The organism is Ferrovibrio terrae (assembly GCF_943372915.1).
In the GTDB taxonomy this organism is placed as follows: Bacteria; Pseudomonadota; Alphaproteobacteria; order Ferrovibrionales; family Ferrovibrionaceae; genus Ferrovibrio; species Ferrovibrio terrae_A.
Genome location: NZ_CALSAN010000025.1, coordinates 17,266 through 32,500 on the forward strand (window position 1 = coordinate 17,266; position 15,235 = coordinate 32,500).

Genomic DNA, 15,235 nt, shown 5'->3' on the forward strand with positions numbered 1-15,235 from the left:
GAATACGGGTATGAAGCGGTTTCTGGTGATGACGGCAGTGGTTCTCGGCCTGGCGAATACCGCTATGGCAGCTGAACTCCCGCGTGTCGGAGAGATGCGGAAATTTAGCGTCTCGGCGGAACGGAAACCAGTCGCGCCGGCCGAATTCCATGATCCCGAAGACAAACCGACCAGCCTGGACGCCTATAAGGGCCAGGTGGTGCTGGTCAATCTCTGGGCCACCTGGTGTCTGCCCTGCCGCGAGGAGATGCCGGCGCTTGACCGCCTGCAGGGCCTGCGCGGCGGCCGCGACTTCACCGTGCTCACCGTGGCGCAGGATCGCGCCGGCCGGGCCAAGGTGGAGAAATTCCTCGGCGAGATCGGCGCCCGGCGCCTGCCGGCGGCGCTGGATACCAGCATGAAGTCGGGTCGTGCCTGGGGCACGGTCGGCCTGCCCACCACCATCCTGATCGACCGCCAGGGCCGCGAGGTCGGCCGCCTGATCGGCGGTGCCGAATGGGACCACGCCGATGCGCTCAAGCTGATCGACGCGGTCATAGCTGAAAAATAGGGATCGCGGAGAAATAGCTCGTAACGCGTCGTTCCCGCGAAAGCGGGAACCCAGTCTCTCCCCCGGGCTGGATTGCCCGCCTTCGCGGGCATGACGATGGTGGGTGTTAACCTGTCTCAGTTGCGAGTAATTCTCAAATAAGCTAACGTCCGCCCGAAACGGGGGACGATGACCACTTTCCGCGATGGCCTTTTTGCCGCTTTTTTCGATCATCAGGATGGCCTGAAGCGCTTCCTGCGGCGTCGGCTGGGCAATGCGGCGCTGGCCGAGGACCTGACCCAGGAAACCTGGCTGCGGGCGGCGGCGGCCAATGCCGCGCCGATCGAGAATCCGAAAAGCTATCTGTTCCGCGTCGCCGCCAATCTGGCCAACGACCACCTGCGCCGCGCCCGCCACGGCATCGAGCTGCAGGGGCAGGAGAGCGTGGTGCCGTTCTATGCCGATCCGCGGCCCTCGCCTGAACAGCAGGCCGCCGGGCGCAGTGAATTGCAGCGCCTGCTGCGCGCGGTCGATGGCCTCAGCCCGCGGGCGCGCGAGGTGTTCATTCTGGCCAAGGTGCATGAGCTGAGCCATGCCGAGATCGCCCTGCGCCTCGGCATCGCCAAAAACACCGTGATGGTGCACATGGCGAATGCGCTGGAATACCTGCACATGCACTTCCAGCGCGATGCCGACTAATGGTGACGGGCCCCGCGAAACGTCTCACCCAGTAGGCCGGTTTCCGGTCTGTGTTTTACCAAGGCCATCGCCCCATGATGGCGCGAGGAATGATGGAACTGAAAGACCACACATCGGCCCTGCACGACGCACGGCACTGGTTTGTGCTGCTGCGTGACGATGCCGCCAGCGCCGCGGATCGCGCGGCCTTTGCCGCCTGGCTGGCGGCCGATCCGCTGCATCGGCAGGCCTGGACCGAAACCGAGCAGCTCTGGCGCCGCATGGATGCCGTGGTGCCGGTGCTGCGCGCCCGTGAACCGCTGCGCGATGCTGTGTCGGCGCCGCTGGTGTCACGGCGCGGCTGGCTCAAACAGGCCGCCGCCGCAGCCCTGGTGCTGGGCGGCGGTACGTATCTGGCAACGGCGCCTGCCTTCATGGCTGATCATCGCACCGCCGTGGGCGAGCGCCGGGTGATTGCGCTGTCCGATGGCTCGGTGGTCGATCTCGCAGGCGACAGTGCGGTTTCGGTGGCGATGGAGTCCGGCCTGCGCCGCGTTACGCTGCATCATGGCCAGGCCTATTTCCAGGTGGCGCCCGATGCGGCGCGGCCCTTCGTGGTGGCGGCCGGCAATGGCGAGATTCGCGCACTGGGCACCGCCTTCGATGTCCGGCGCGGGCAGGACAGCGTGCGCGTGGCAGTAAGCGAGCATGCCGTCGCCGTCACGCTGGATGGCCGCCGTCTCGAAGCCGTGCGTCTGGATGAGGGCCGTGCCCTGCAATATGGCGCCGACGGCATCGGGCCGACGACGGCGGCCGATATCGCCGCGCTGCTGTCCTGGCGCCAGGACCGGCTGTTCTTCCAGGAGGCGCCGCTGGGCGAGGTGGTGGCCGATCTCGACCGCTACCGGCCGGGCCGCATCGTGATCGCCGATGCCGCCGTCGCCGCCCTGCCGGTGACCGGCTTTTTCCACACCGCCCAGGCCGAAGCGGCGCTGCAGACCATCGCCGCCACCCTGCCGGTGCGCCTGACCCGGCTGACCGACCGTCTGGTGATCATCCGCGCGCGCTGACCGGCCGCCCCGCTGATCCTGCGGGCAAAAAATCTGCATACCCGACTAATTGTTCCGGCCCCGCCCATCCGTCTCAGTTTCACATGCTATCGCGTTTCAGTTGCAATACTTGCGGTCTTCACAAGATTCGCACTGTTCTTTCAAGGGGTTCGGGGATGACTCAGGATACACGGGGCGGCATCGCCCAGGCCGCAGCGGCGGCGCTCTGCAGCCTTGCGGCCCTGGCGGCCCCCATGGCCGTCGCGCTCGCGGGTCCGCTGCTCGCCAGCAGCCCGGCGGCGGCCCAGACGGCCCAGACCCATGCCTTCGCCATTCCGGCCCAGCCGCTGGTCACGGCCCTGGCGCGCTTCACCGAAATCTCCGGTGTGCAGTTCTTTTTCGATGCCGGGATGGCGCGCAACGCGCAGTCGCCGGGCGTGACCGGCAGCCTGACGCCCGAGGCCGCCCTGCAGGGCCTGCTGGCCGGCACCGGCCTCACCTATCGCTTCACCAACCCAACCACGGTGACGCTGGTGGAGGCACCGAAGACCGGGGCCGCGGCGGTGCTGCCCACCATCGCTGTCGAGGGCCGCAAGAGCAACAGCACCGCGGCGCTCAGCGAGCTGCCCGATCCCTATGCCGGCGGGCAGGTGGCGCGCGGCAGCCGGCTCGGCATGCTCGGCAATCGTGATTTCATGGATACGCCGCTCAGCACCACCAGCTACACCGCCGCCAAGATCGAGGACCAGCAGGCCGTCAGCATGGCCGAGGTGGTCAGCAACGATCCGTCGGTGCGGGTCACCGGCCATGCCGGTGGCATCCTGGATGCGTTTTTCATCCGCGGCTTTCCGGTCAACGAAGGCAATGTCGGCGAGACCGCCTTCGATGGCGTCTATGGCGTCGCGCCCAGCTTCCGGGTGCTGACCGAATATGCCGAGCGGATCGAGGTGATCAAGGGCGCCACCGCGCTGCTCTACGGCATGGCGCCGAACAGCGCGGTCGGCGGCGGCATCAACATCGTGCCCAAGCGCGCGCTGGAAACCGATCTCAACCGCGTCACGCTGGATTACAGCGAGGAATCGCAGTTCGGCACCCGTGTCGATGTCAGCCGGCGCTATGGCGAGAACCGCGAATTCGGCATCCGCTTCAACGGCAGCTACCATGATGGCGACACCCAGGCCGACAACCAGTCGCGCACCGCTGCGGTCGGCGCGCTGGCGATGGATTACCGCACCGAGCGTTTCCGCGGCTCGGTCGACCTGATCCACCAGGCCGAGGATTTCAACGCGCCCGCGCGTCCGCTGTTCCTCACCACCGGTCTGGCGACGCCGGATGCGCCGAATAACCGGCGCAACATCACGCAGTCCTGGGAATGGTCGGAAATCACCGATCAGGCCGGCCTGCTGAAGGGCGAACTCGATCTCAACGACCAGATCACGCTGTTCGCCAATTTCGGCGGCGGCCAGACCCGCGTCGACCGCCTGTTCGGCGCGCCGACCATACTCAATGCAGCCGGCAACACCTCGGTGACGCCGGCGCGCTGGGCGCAGGAAACCGACCGCATCGTCGGCGATGGCGGCCTGCGCGGCAAATTCGAGACCGGCGCGGTGAGCCACACCGCCACGCTGCAGGCGACGCGCTATCACGACGAGATCTCGCGCGGCACGGTCAATGCCGGGCAGGCGGTGCTGTCCAATATCTACAATCCGGTGGCGCGGCCGGCGCAGAGCGTGGCCGAGCCCAGTTCGCTGCCCAAGGTGTCGGAAACCGACCTCACCGGCGTGGCACTGGCCGATACCCTGGCGCTGCTGGATGAACGCATCCAGCTGACGCTGGGTCTTCGTCACCAGATGGTGGACTCGCGCAATTTCAGCACGGCCGGCGCGGTCACCTCCAGCTACAGCGAAGACGCCAACACGCCGATGGCCGGCGTGGTGGTCAAGCCGTGGCAGCATGTCTCGCTCTACAGCAGCTATATCGAAGGCCTCAGCAAGGGCGATGTGGCGCCCAGCAACGCGGTGAATGCCGGCGAGGCGATGGCGCCCTATGTCTCGAAGCAGTATGAGGCCGGCGTGAAGGTCGATTTCGGCCGCGTCGCCGCCACCGCAGCGCTGTTCCAGCTGACCAAGCCGTCCGGCCAGCTGGTCAACAGCGTGTATTCCGCCGATGGCGAGCAGCGCAATCGCGGGCTGGAGCTGAATGGCTTCGGCGAACTGCTGCCCAGCCTGCGCCTGCTTGGCGGCGTCACCCTGATCGATGCCGAACTGACGCGCACCAACTCAGCCGCCACGGTCGGCAACCGCCCGATCGGCGTGCCGGAGCTGCTCGGCAATCTGGGCCTGGAATGGGATGCGTCCTTCCTGCAGGGCCTGACCCTGACCGGCAATGCCATCTACACCGGCAGCCAGTATGTGAACACGCAGAACTCGCAGATCATCCCCAGCTGGGTGCGCTACGATCTCGGCGCCCGCTACACCACCACGCTGGGCCAGACGCCCACCACCGTGCGCCTGGTGGTGCGCAACATCCTCGACACCAACTACTGGTCGGGAGTCTCCAGCTTCGGCGGCCTCGGCCAGGGCGAGGCGCGCACCATGCTGCTGTCCACCAGCTTCGATTTCTGAGGCACAAAAAGAAAAAGGGGCCGCAAGGCCCCTTTTTTGATTCCCGGTCTGACGCTTTACCGCGTTGGCGTCGGATGCTCGCCGCGATAGTCGTAGAAGCCGCGGTTGGTCTTGCGACCCAGCCAGCCGGCCTCGACATACTTCACCAGCAGCGGGCAGGGGCGATACTTGCTGTCGGCCAGGCCCTCATAGAGCACCTGCATGATCGACAGGCAGGTATCGAGGCCGATGAAGTCGGCGAGCTGCAGCGGCCCCATCGGATGGTTGGCGCCGAGCCGCATGGCGGTGTCGATGGCTTCCACCGAACCAACGCCCTCATACAGCGTGTAGATCGCCTCGTTAATCATCGGCAGCAGGATGCGGTTGACGATGAAGGCGGGGAAATCTTCCGAATTGGCCGGCTGCTTGCCCAGCCGGATGGTCAGTTCGCGCACCTGCTTGAAGGTGTCTTCGTCGGTGGCGATGCCGCGGATCAGCTCGACCAGCGCCATCACCGGCACCGGGTTCATGAAATGCATGCCCATGAACTTTTCCGGCCGGTCGGTGCTGGAGGCCAGACGCGTCACCGAGATCGACGAGGTGTTGGTGGCGAGCAGCGCGCTCGGCTTCAGCACCGGGCAGAGATCGGCGAAGATCTTCTTCTTCAGGCCCTCGTTCTCGGTCGCCGCCTCGACGATGAAGTCGGTCTCGGCAAACGCGCGGATGTCGTTCGATGTGCGGATCAGGCTGAGCGCCGTGGCCTTCTCGGCCTCGGTGATCTTGCCGCGGGCGACCTGGCGGTTCATGTTGCCGCCGATGGTCTCCAGCGCCTTGTCGAGCTGGACGGCATTGATGTCCTGCAGGACGACCTCATAGCCGGCCAGCGCGCAGACATGGGCGATACCATTGCCCATCTGGCCGGCGCCGATCACCCCAATGGTCTTGATCATGCGGTTCTCTGGCTCCGGTTACTTGGCAAGCTCGGCTTCGAGCTCGGGCAGGATCTTGAACAGGTCGCCGACCAGGCCGTAATCGGCCACCTGGAAGATCGGCGCCTCCTCGTCCTTGTTGATGGCGACGATCACCTTCGAATCCTTCATGCCGGCGAGATGCTGGATCGCACCGGAAATGCCGACGGCGATATAGAGCTGCGGCGCGACGATCTTGCCGGTCTGGCCGACCTGGTAGTCGTTCGGCACGAAGCCGGCATCGACCGCAGCGCGGCTGGCACCGACGGCGGCACCGAGCTTGTCGGCGACGGCCTCGATCAGCTTGAAATTCTCGCCCGAGCCCATGCCGCGGCCGCCGGAGACGACGATCTTGGCCGCCGTCAGCTCCGGGCGGTCCGACTTCTGCAGCTCCTGGCCGATGAACTTGGACAGGCCCGGATCGCTGGCGGCCGGCGCGGTTTCAACAGTGGCGGAACCGCCCTCTGCCGCGGCAGCGGCAAAGCCAGTCGTGCGCACGGTGATCACCTTGATGGGATCGGACGACTGCACGGTGGCCATGGCGTTGCCGGCATAGATCGGGCGGACAAAGGTATCCGCCGACTTCACTTCAACGATGCCGGAAATCTGCATCACATCGAGCAAGGCTGCGACGCGCGGCAGCACGTTCTTGCCCGCGGTGGTCTCCGGCGCGACGATGGCGCCATAGCTCTTGCCCAGGCCGGCGACCAGCACGGACAGCGCCTCGGCCAGGCCGTGGCCATACTGCGCACCCTCGACATGGATCACCTTGGCGACACCGGCCACCTTGGCGGCAGCGGCGGCGGCGGCACCGGCATTCTCGCCGGCGACCAGCACATGCACATCACCGCCGATCTTGGTGGCAGCGGTCACGGCATTGAGCGTCGCGCCCTTCAGCGAGGCGTTATCGTGTTCGGCAATAACCAGGACGCTCATCTCAGATCACTCCCGCTTCGGTCTTCAGCTTCTGCACCAGGGTGGCAACGTCCGGCACCTTGATGCCGGCCTTGCGCTTGGGCGGTTCCTCGACCGACAGGGTCTTCAGCCGCGGGGCGATATCGACGCCGAAATCTTCCGGGGTCTTCTCCTCGATCGGCTTCTTCTTCGCCTTCATGATGTTGGGCAGCGAGGCATAGCGCGGCTCGTTCAGGCGCAGGTCGGTGGTCACCACCGCCGGCAGCTTGAGTTCCACGGTCTCCAGGCCGCCGTCCACTTCGCGCACCACCGTGGTCTTGCCATCGGCCAGCGCCACCTTGTTCGCAAACGTGCCCTGCGGCCAGTTCATCAGCGCGGCCAGCATCTGGCCGGTCTGGTTGCTGTCATCGTCGATCGCCTGCTTGCCGACGATCACCAGCTGCGGCTGTTCGGCTTCGGCGATCTTGGCGAGAATCTTGGCAACGGCCAGCGGCTGCACTTCCGAGTCGGTCTTCACCAGGATGCCGCGGTCGGCGCCCATGGCCAGCGCGGTGCGGATGGTTTCCTGCGCCTGGGCCGGGCCGATCGAGACGGCGATCACTTCGGTGGCGGTGCCGGCCTCTTTCAGGCGCACGGCTTCTTCGACGGCGATTTCGTCAAAGGGATTCATCGACATCTTGACGTTGGCGAGATCCACACCCGTCTTGTCCGCCTTGACGCGGATTTTGACGTTGTAGTCCACCACGCGCTTGACCGCGACCAGAACCTTCATGGACAGCAACCCTGATTGTTAGTGCAACAGCTGCGAGAAAAACGGCATTCGGCGATACGGCGCGCGGCCTTGTCATCAGCGGCCACACGCGTTTTTCGCGCTGCACACTATAACCCGTGTTTGGGGCTGTCAACGAACCGCCATGCTGTCTTCAGGGGGCTGATGCAGCAGTCAAGTGCCTCTGCCGCTGGGGAAATTCGCCCGGGGCGGGAGGAAGTTTCAGCCCGCTGCCGCGTTGCCCCAGCGCGCGCGCCAGGCCTGGAACATCAGCACCGTCCACAGGGCATGCTGCCAGTTGCGCCGGCCGCTTAAATGCTCCTGCCAGCGCTGTTGCACCGGGCCCGGATCGATCAGGCCGTCGCGCCGCAGGCTGGTCTCCGACAGCAGGTCGCCGGCCCAGTCCTTCAGCGGTCCGCGCAGCCAGTCGCCCACCGGCATGCCGAAGCCGGTTTTCGGCCGTTCCACCATGGCGCGCGGCACATACTTGTAGAGCACCTGCCGCAGCAGCTTCTTGCCCTGGTTGCCATCCAGCAGCCGGTCGGGCGGCAGGGTCCAGGCATATTCGACCACGCGGTGATCCAGCAACGGCACGCGCGCTTCCAGCGCCACCGCCATGCTGGCGCGATCCACCTTGGTCAGGATGTCGTCGGGCAGATAGGTGGTCATGTCGCGATAGCGCAGGCGGGCGATGGTTTCCGGCAGGTCGTCGGCCAGCGTCGTGTCCTGCGCGGCGCGCGGGCCGCTGCCGGCCACCATGGCCTCGCCATCCCATTGCGACACCAGCGCGCCATACATGGCATCTGCATCGGCCTCGGCCAGGATGGCGGCGCCCTTGTGAATCTTGTCGCCGAGGAATTTCGGCTTGTGGCGCGCCGGCACCGGCGAGAACAGCGTATCCCAGGCATCGGGCGACAGCATCTGCAGCATGCCGGCACCGGCGCGGCGCAGCGGCAGCGGCAGCGGTCCGACGCCGTTCCACACCCGGTCGATGCCGAGATAGCGCACATAGCCGGCGAAGATCTCGTCGCCGCCATCGCCCGACAGCGACACGGTGACCTTCTCGCGCGCCAGTTTGGAGACGAGGTAGGTGGGAATCTGCGAGCTGTCGGAAAACGGCTCGTCATACATGAAGGGCAGGTCGGGGATCACATCGCGCGCATGCTGCGGGTCGATCACCAGCTCGGTATGGTCGGTGCCCAGATGCTTGGCCACCGCGCGGGCATGGTTGGCCTCGTTGAAATCCTTGTCCTGGAAGCCGATGGAAAAGGTCTTCACGGCTTGCGTCGACTGCGCCTGCATCAGCGCCACGACGGTTGATGAATCGATACCGCCCGAGAGGAACGCGCCCAGCGGCACATCGGCCATCATGCGGCGCTTCACCGCATCCTTCAGCAGGTCGTGCAGCACCTCCAGCTGCTCGGCTTCGCTGCGCGTATCGCGGTTGCGCATGCCGTCGCGGGCGATCTGGCGCAGATCCCAGAAGCAGGTCAGGGTTTCGGTGCCATCGGGATCGAGGCGCAGGATATGGCCGGGCTGCAGCTTCTGCACATTGCTGTGGATCGAGCGCGGTGCCGGCACATAACCGTAGCGCAGATAGCCGGCCAGTGCCGTCGGGTCCAGCTGCGGTACCCAGCCCGGATAGGCGGTCAGCGCCTTTAGCTCCGACCCGAACAGCAAGGCCGGGCCTTCATCAGTGTTCTGCCTGCTCCAGTAGACCGGCTTGATGCCCAGCCGGTCGCGCACCAGCCAGATCACGCGGTCTTTGCGGTCCCACAGGGCGAAGGCGAACATGCCGATGAAGCGCGGGATGGCTTTTTCCACGCCCCAGGCGGCGCAGGCTTCCAGCAGCACTTCGGTATCCGATGTGCCGCGCCAGTTTATCCCCGGCAGATCGCGCGCCACCTCGGCGGAGTTGAAGATCTCGCCGTTGTAGCAAATGACGAAGCGCTCGCTGGCGCTCAGCATCGGCTGGGCGCCGGTCGGCGTCAGGTCGACGATGGCGAGGCGGCGGTGGCCCAGCGCCAGCCCGGCGCCGGCATCAACCCAGCGGGTATCGGCATCGGGGCCGCGATAGGCGATGGCATCGGTCATCGCCTTTACCCGGCTGCTGAGCAGGTCGGGCGGGGTCTCGCGCCAGGTCAGGAAGCCGGCAATGCCGCACATATAGAGAGTCCTATCGGCCGGGGAGGGCTGCCCTGTGTTTAGGGGAGTCGGACGGACAGGTAAATGATTCCTCTGGCTCTCACCGCGGTCATTGACATTTATTCCTATATACTCTATTTGTTCTATAAGGTCAAGCCTGGAGGCCCGCCATGTCCGTATCCGTCGCCGCCCCGCGCCCGAAACGCAAATCCCCCACCCGGATCGACTGGAAGGGCATTGCCCGCCAGCTGGCCGAAGGCGCCCGGCCCACCACCGTGGCGGCAGCGGCCGGCATCGAGGAAGACCGGCTCTGGCGTCATCTGCGCGCCAGCCTGCGCTTTCGCTTCTATCTGGCCCAGGCGCTGGAGCGGCAGCGCCTGCTGGCCGGCCTCCAGCTGGGCGCGGCAGGGCGGAGCGCGGCGCTGAGCCGCAGCCTGAATCCTGAAAGCCTCGACAGCGACCTGCTCAGATGCCTGCTTGCGGAAAGCCAGCCGGACGGCATCGCCCAGCAGGTCGAGCAGCTGGGCGCCACCGGCCAGCGCCCACCCAATATGGCGTTCCGCCGCCGCATCGCTGCCGAGCGCCGGCAGATGGATGCCCAGGTGGCGGCGATCCGCGCCGAATGCGCCGCCGAAGCGGCCGGCAGCATGGAGAAGTCCGACGAAACGCCACGAAGCACCACGAATGCTGGCGAACACCAGCGAAGCGCCACGAATGCTGGCGAAGCCCAGCGAAGCACAGCGAACACCGGCGAAGCATCGGCAAGCCCGAACACGCCCGGTGCGGTTTCCGCCCGCCCGGCGCGCCCGTCATCGTCGCGGGTCACGCATGCACCGGCCATTGTCGATCTCGATGGTCCCGATCTGGCGCGGCTGCGCGCCAGTGGTGCCCTGTCGCCCGGCGGCCCGTCCGGCGATTGACTCCGATCAAGGCGAAAATCGGCCATTTGGCCTCTTGTACCGCGACGGCCGCTTCCCACATCTCCTGCAAGAGAGACGCGGGGCCCACCCGCAACCTGCCGCCTGTCGGGGGTTGCCAGCAAAAGCGGGGCCGCCAACCAGGAGTGACCACATGGACTTCGAGAAATACACCGAGCGCAGCCGCGGCTTTTTGCAGGCGGCGCAGAATATGGCGCTGGCGCGCGGACATCAGCGTTTCGCGCCCGAACATCTGCTGAAGGTTCTGATCGACGATCCCGAAGGCATGGCAGCCGGCCTGATCAAGGCGGCCGGCGGCAAACCGGACGTCGCCAAGGCGCAGAATGAAGACGCGCTCGCCAAGATGCCCAAGGTGGAAGGCGGCGGTGCCGGCCAGCTTTATCTGGCGCCCGAGATGGCGCGCCTGTTCGAGGCGGCGGAAAAGCTGCGCGAAAAGGCCGGCGACAGTTTCGTCGCTGCCGAACGCCTGCTGCAGGCGATTGCGCTGCAGGCCGGCACGCCGGCGGCCGATGCGCTGAAGGCCGCGAGTGTCACGCCGCAGTCGCTGGAAAAAGCCATCCAGGACATGCGCAAAGGCCGCAAGGCGGATTCCGCCTCGGCCGAACAGGCCTATGACGCGCTGAAGAAATATGCCCGCGACCTGACCGAGGCGGCCGAACAGGGCAAGCTCGATCCGGTGATCGGCCGCGACGAAGAGATTCGCCGCACCATCCAGGTGCTGTCGCGGCGCACCAAGAACAATCCCGTGCTGATCGGCGAACCCGGCGTCGGCAAGACCGCCATCGTCGAGGGCCTGGCGCTGCGCATCTCCAAGGGTGACGTGCCGGAAAGCCTGAAGCAGAAGCGCCTGATGGCGTTGGATCTCGGCGCCATGATCGCCGGCGCCAAATTCCGCGGCGAGTTCGAGGAGCGGCTGAAGGCCGTGCTGGCCGAGGTCACCTCGGCCGAGGGCCAGATCATCCTGTTCATCGACGAACTGCACACGCTGGTCGGTGCGGGCAAGGCAGACGGCGCCATGGATGCGTCCAACCTGCTCAAGCCTGCCCTGGCGCGCGGCGAGCTGCATTGCGTCGGCGCCACCACGCTGGATGAATACCGCAAGTATATCGAGAAGGATGCGGCGCTGGCGCGGCGCTTCCAGTCGGTCTTCGTCGGCGAGCCGACGGTGGAAGACACCATCTCGATCCTGCGCGGCCTGAAAGAGAAGTATGAGGTGCATCACGGCGTGCGCATCACCGATGGCGCCATCGTCTCGGCCGCCACGCTGTCGAACCGCTATATCACCGACCGCTTCCTGCCGGATAAAGCCATCGATCTGGTCGACGAGGCAGCCTCGCGCCTGCGCATGGAAGTCGATTCCAAGCCGGAAGCGCTGGACGAACTCGACCGCCGCATCATGCAGCTCAAGATCGAGCGCGAGGCGCTCAAGAAGGAAACCGATCCGGCTTCCAAGGACCGGCTGGGCAAGCTGGAAAAGGAACTCGCCGATATCGAGGAAGAATCGGCGCGCCTCACCGCGGCCTGGCAGGGCGAGAAGGACAAGCTGGGCGATGCCAAGAAGCTGAAGGAACGTCTCGACCAGGCGCGCCTCGATCTCGACCAGGCCAAGGCCAAGTCGGACTGGAACCGCGCGTCTGAGCTTTCCTACGGCGTGATCCCGGATCTGGAGCGCAAGCTGCAGGAGGCCGAGAAGGGCGGCGGCAACGACGCCAAGAGCATCGTGCGCGAGTCGGTCACCGAGAGCGACATCGCCGGTGTGGTCTCGCGCTGGACCGGCATCCCGGTCGACAAGATGCTGTCGGGCGAGCGTGAAAAGCTGCTGACGATGGAAAACAAGCTGGGCACCCGCGTGGTGGGCCAGGACGAGGCGCTGGTGGCCGTGGCCAATGCGGTGCGTCGTGCCCGGGCCGGCCTGCAGGATCCCAACCGCCCGATCGGCAGCTTCCTGTTCCTCGGCCCGACGGGCGTGGGCAAGACCGAACTGACCAAGGCGCTGGCCGAATTCCTGTTCGACGACGACAGCGCCATGGTGCGCATGGACATGTCGGAATACATGGAAAAGCATTCGGTCAGCCGCCTGATCGGCGCGCCGCCGGGCTATGTCGGCTATGACGAGGGCGGTGCGCTCACCGAAGCCGTGCGCCGTCGCCCCTATCAGGTGATCCTGTTCGACGAGGTCGAAAAGGCGCATCCCGATGTGTTCAACGTGCTGCTGCAGGTGCTGGACGACGGCCGCCTCACCGATGGCCAGGGCCGCACGGTGGACTTCAAGAACACCGTCATCATCCTGACCTCGAATCTGGGCAGCGAATATCTGGCGCGTGCCGAAGGCGACCAGATCGACGAGGCGACGCGGCACCAGGTGATGGAAGTGGTGCGCTCCAGCTTCCGGCCGGAATTCCTCAACCGGCTGGATGAGGTGATCCTGTTCCGTCGCCTGAGCCGCGAGAACATGACCGGCATCGTCGACATCCAGCTGATGCGGCTGCGCAAGCTGCTGGCCGATCGCAAGATCGAGATCAAGCTGGACGAGGCGGCGAAGAAGTGGCTGGCCGATGCCGGTTACGATCCGGTCTATGGCGCGCGGCCGCTCAAGCGGGTGATCCAGCGCTCGCTGCAGAACCCGCTCGCCAGCATGATCCTGGAGGGCGAGATCGCCGACGGCACCACGGTGACCGTGAGTGCCGGCCCGAAGGGCCTCACCATTCTCGGCCGCCTGGTCGAAGCGGCGGAGTAGCAAGGTATGAATGAAGCCTCTCCCAAGAGGCTTCATTCATAAAGATCGTCACCCTCGGGCTTGGCCCGAGGGTCCATCCCAACCATCGGCGCATCGGGACGCGCAGATGGATGCCCGGGTCGTGAAGTTTACCGCCGGGCCGACCTTTGGTCGGACCCGGTGGCCCGGGCATGACGATGAGGTTTTTGTGTTTCGCTGCCGCCTCAATCGCCCGGCAGCATTTTGATATGGCCGGGCTGGCTTGCCACGCGGGCGAGCCAGGCGCGCAGGGCCGGATAGGGCGCCAGGTCGTGATCGGCTTCGTCGGCGCGGTGCGTATAGGCGTAGAGCGCGATGTCGGCGATGGTGTAGCGGTTGCCGACGAAGAAGTCGGTCTTGCTCAGATGCTGCTCCATCACGCCGAGCGCGGCGCGGCCCTTTTCCAGCCGCTCGGGCATCTCCGCCATGCGCGGATGCGTGCGGCCGAGATGGCGCAGGATCCAGCGCGGCGTCGCCACGTAAGGCTCATGGCTGTACTGCTCGAAGAACAGCCATTGCAGCACCTGGGCGCGCGCCAGGCGGCTATCTGGCAGGTAGGCGGTACCGTCGGCGAGGTAATAGAGGATGGCATTCGATTCTGGCAGCACGAAGCCGTCCTCCATCTCCAGCGCGGGGATGCGGCCGTTCGGATTCTTGGCCAGGAACGCATGGGTGCGCGTCTCACCCCTGTCGAGATCGAGTTCGACGCGGGCATAGGGGATGTTCAGCAGTGCCAGGATCAGGCGGCATTTATAGCCGTTGCCGGAGTCGAGATAGTCATACAGCGTCAGCATCAGGCAGCGCGCTCCACTTCACCCGCTTCGCGGCCATGGGCATAGGCGAAGCCCTCGTCGGCCCAGCCGGTCATGCCGCCGATCATGATCTTGACGGCATAGCCGAGCGTGGCGAGTTTTAGCGCGGCACGATCGGCGCCGTTGCAATGCGGGCCGGCGCAGTAGACCACGAACAGCGTGTCGGCCGGCCAGCTGCGCGCCATGCGCTCCGCCGTGATGTCGGCATGCGGCAGGCTCAGCGCGCCGGGCACATGCGCCTGCGTATAGGCGTTGCGGCCGCGCACATCGAGCAGCACGAAATCCTGCTGGCCATGGCTGAGCGCGTGATGCACGTCCCAGCAGTCGGCCTCGAAGGTCAGTTTGGCGGCGTAATGCCGCATGGCCTCCGGCGGCGGGGCGGCGGGGATGGCGGCGACGGTGCTGGGCATGGCTTCAATCCTTGGGGCGGCAGTGATGCCACAGCCTCGCGTAAGTTCGGCTAATCGACAACCGAGAGTTTCTGGCTGGAAGGCTTAGGAAAGCTGATGCATGATGGGGCATGCGCCGCCGCCTGCCGCCCCTCAATGCCCTGCGTGCCTTCGAGGCCGCCGCCCGCCATGCCAGTTTCGCGCTGGCCGCCGCCGAGCTGGGCGTCACGCCGGCCGCGGTCAGCCAGCAGGTCAAGGCGCTGGAGCAGCAGCTGCAGGTGCCGCTGTTCCGCCGCCAGGCGCGCGGGCTGGCGCTGACCAATGCCGGCCGCGCCTATCTGCCGGGCCTGAGCGAGGGGCTCGATCGCCTCGCCGCCGCCACTGCGCATCTGCGCGAGGGCCAGGCCACCGGCGTGCTCACCATCACCATGCTGGCGTCGTTTGCCGCCGGCTGGCTGGTGCCGCGGCTCGGCAACTTCCGGCGCCAGTATCCCGGCATCGACCTGCGCATCGACACCACGCGGCGTCTGGTCGATTTCGTGCGCGAGGATATTGATCTCGCGATCCGCTTCGGTGCCGGACCGTTCAAGGGCCTGCAGGCCGTGCCGCTGCTGGAGGAGGAGCTGTTCCCGGTGGCGAGTCCGGCGCTGCTGCATGGCGGCGCGCCGCTCACCCGCTTCGAGGA

The 15,235-nt window shown here is 66.2% G+C and carries 13 protein-coding genes (1 of these 13 cut by a window edge); 7 read left to right on the forward strand and 6 right to left on the reverse strand.

Features of this window, described 5'->3' with window-relative positions; all coding sequences use genetic code 11:
- Nucleotides 1-10 precede the first annotated feature (10 nt).
- From AAG821_RS16250 to AAG821_RS16265, 4 genes are all read left to right on the forward strand, one after another.
- Nucleotides 11-550 carry a TlpA disulfide reductase family protein gene (locus tag AAG821_RS16250; protein WP_341915241.1) on the forward strand — a complete coding sequence of 180 codons (540 nt, stop codon included), beginning with the start codon at nucleotides 11-13 and terminating at the stop codon, nucleotides 548-550.
- 168 nt (nucleotides 551-718) lie between these two features.
- Entirely contained in the window at nucleotides 719-1,228 is a 510-nt protein-coding gene (locus AAG821_RS16255; RefSeq protein WP_341915240.1) for an RNA polymerase sigma factor, read from the forward strand.
- 74 nt (nucleotides 1,229-1,302) lie between these two features.
- The gene (locus AAG821_RS16260; RefSeq protein ID WP_341915238.1) at nucleotides 1,303-2,277 is read left to right on the forward strand and encodes a FecR domain-containing protein; all 975 of its coding nucleotides are present in this window, start codon (nucleotides 1,303-1,305) and stop codon (nucleotides 2,275-2,277) included.
- A gap of 155 nt (nucleotides 2,278-2,432) precedes the next feature.
- On the forward strand, nucleotides 2,433-4,880 hold the full coding sequence (locus AAG821_RS16265; RefSeq protein ID WP_341915237.1) for a TonB-dependent receptor: 2,448 nt from the start codon (nucleotides 2,433-2,435) through the stop codon (nucleotides 4,878-4,880).
- Between the two features lie 56 nt (nucleotides 4,881-4,936).
- Here the strand turns inward: AAG821_RS16265 and AAG821_RS16270 are convergent, their stop codons facing one another.
- The 4 genes from AAG821_RS16270 to asnB form a co-directional block, all read right to left on the reverse strand.
- Nucleotides 4,937-5,809 carry a 3-hydroxybutyryl-CoA dehydrogenase gene (locus tag AAG821_RS16270; protein WP_341915236.1) on the reverse strand — a complete coding sequence of 291 codons (873 nt, stop codon included), beginning with the start codon at nucleotides 5,807-5,809 and terminating at the stop codon, nucleotides 4,937-4,939.
- Nucleotides 5,810-5,827: 18 nt separating this feature from the next.
- Nucleotides 5,828-6,763, reverse strand: coding sequence for an FAD-binding protein (locus AAG821_RS16275; protein ID WP_341915235.1), 936 nt, complete (start codon nucleotides 6,761-6,763; stop codon nucleotides 5,828-5,830).
- Between the two features lies 1 nt (nucleotide 6,764).
- Nucleotides 6,765-7,514 carry an electron transfer flavoprotein subunit beta/FixA family protein gene (locus AAG821_RS16280; RefSeq protein ID WP_341915233.1) on the reverse strand — a complete coding sequence of 250 codons (750 nt, stop codon included), beginning with the start codon at nucleotides 7,512-7,514 and terminating at the stop codon, nucleotides 6,765-6,767.
- 219 nt (nucleotides 7,515-7,733) lie between these two features.
- Nucleotides 7,734-9,677, reverse strand: coding sequence for an asparagine synthase (glutamine-hydrolyzing) (gene asnB / locus AAG821_RS16285; protein ID WP_341915232.1), 1,944 nt, complete (start codon nucleotides 9,675-9,677; stop codon nucleotides 7,734-7,736).
- Between the two features lie 149 nt (nucleotides 9,678-9,826).
- Here asnB and AAG821_RS16290 point away from each other — a divergent pair, with 149 nt between their 5' ends.
- Together AAG821_RS16290 and clpB are read left to right on the forward strand one after the other, a co-directional pair.
- Complete coding sequence (locus tag AAG821_RS16290; RefSeq protein ID WP_341915230.1) at nucleotides 9,827-10,576, forward strand: hypothetical protein; 750 nt, start codon at nucleotides 9,827-9,829, stop codon at nucleotides 10,574-10,576.
- Nucleotides 10,577-10,727: 151 nt separating this feature from the next.
- Complete coding sequence (gene clpB / locus AAG821_RS16295; protein ID WP_341915229.1) at nucleotides 10,728-13,331, forward strand: ATP-dependent chaperone ClpB; 2,604 nt, start codon at nucleotides 10,728-10,730, stop codon at nucleotides 13,329-13,331.
- A gap of 203 nt (nucleotides 13,332-13,534) precedes the next feature.
- On the opposite strand, the gene AAG821_RS16300 is transcribed toward clpB, so the two are convergent.
- Both AAG821_RS16300 and AAG821_RS16305 read right to left on the reverse strand, forming a co-directional pair.
- Nucleotides 13,535-14,143: a glutathione S-transferase family protein gene (locus AAG821_RS16300; RefSeq protein ID WP_341915228.1), complete on the reverse strand. Its 609-nt coding sequence runs from the start codon at nucleotides 14,141-14,143 to the stop codon at nucleotides 13,535-13,537.
- Nucleotides 14,143-14,571 (reverse strand): rhodanese-like domain-containing protein, encoded by a 429-nt coding sequence (locus tag AAG821_RS16305; protein ID WP_341915227.1) that lies wholly within the window; start codon nucleotides 14,569-14,571, stop codon nucleotides 14,143-14,145. The genes AAG821_RS16300 and AAG821_RS16305 overlap by 1 nt, the downstream gene beginning before the upstream one ends.
- A gap of 110 nt (nucleotides 14,572-14,681) precedes the next feature.
- Here AAG821_RS16305 and gcvA point away from each other — a divergent pair, with 110 nt between their 5' ends.
- Nucleotides 14,682-15,235 carry the 5' portion of a transcriptional regulator GcvA gene (gene gcvA / locus AAG821_RS16310; protein WP_341915225.1) on the forward strand. 355 nt of this gene lie beyond the right edge of the window, so the window shows 554 of its 909 coding nt (coding positions 1-554); the start codon lies at nucleotides 14,682-14,684; its stop codon lies beyond the right edge, outside the window.

Bases quoted from the DNA above. Each gene is read 5' to 3' on its own strand.
- AAG821_RS16250 (WP_341915241.1), top strand. From the start codon at position 11: ATGAAGCGGTTTCTGGTGATGACGGCAGTGGTTCTCGGCCTGGCGAAT.
- AAG821_RS16255 (WP_341915240.1), top strand. From the start codon at position 719: ATGACCACTTTCCGCGATGGCCTTTTTGCCGCTTTTTTCGATCATCAG.
- AAG821_RS16260 (WP_341915238.1), top strand. From the start codon at position 1,303: ATGATGGCGCGAGGAATGATGGAACTGAAAGACCACACATCGGCCCTG.
- AAG821_RS16265 (WP_341915237.1), top strand. From the start codon at position 2,433: ATGACTCAGGATACACGGGGCGGCATCGCCCAGGCCGCAGCGGCGGCG.
- AAG821_RS16270 (WP_341915236.1), bottom strand. From the start codon at position 5,809: ATGATCAAGACCATTGGGGTGATCGGCGCCGGCCAGATGGGCAATGGT.
- AAG821_RS16275 (WP_341915235.1), bottom strand. From the start codon at position 6,763: ATGAGCGTCCTGGTTATTGCCGAACACGATAACGCCTCGCTGAAGGGC.
- AAG821_RS16280 (WP_341915233.1), bottom strand. From the start codon at position 7,514: ATGAAGGTTCTGGTCGCGGTCAAGCGCGTGGTGGACTACAACGTCAAA.
- asnB (WP_341915232.1), bottom strand. From the start codon at position 9,677: ATGTGCGGCATTGCCGGCTTCCTGACCTGGCGCGAGACCCCGCCCGAC.
- AAG821_RS16290 (WP_341915230.1), top strand. From the start codon at position 9,827: ATGTCCGTATCCGTCGCCGCCCCGCGCCCGAAACGCAAATCCCCCACC.
- clpB (WP_341915229.1), top strand. From the start codon at position 10,728: ATGGACTTCGAGAAATACACCGAGCGCAGCCGCGGCTTTTTGCAGGCG.
- AAG821_RS16300 (WP_341915228.1), bottom strand. From the start codon at position 14,143: ATGCTGACGCTGTATGACTATCTCGACTCCGGCAACGGCTATAAATGC.
- AAG821_RS16305 (WP_341915227.1), bottom strand. From the start codon at position 14,571: ATGCCCAGCACCGTCGCCGCCATCCCCGCCGCCCCGCCGCCGGAGGCC.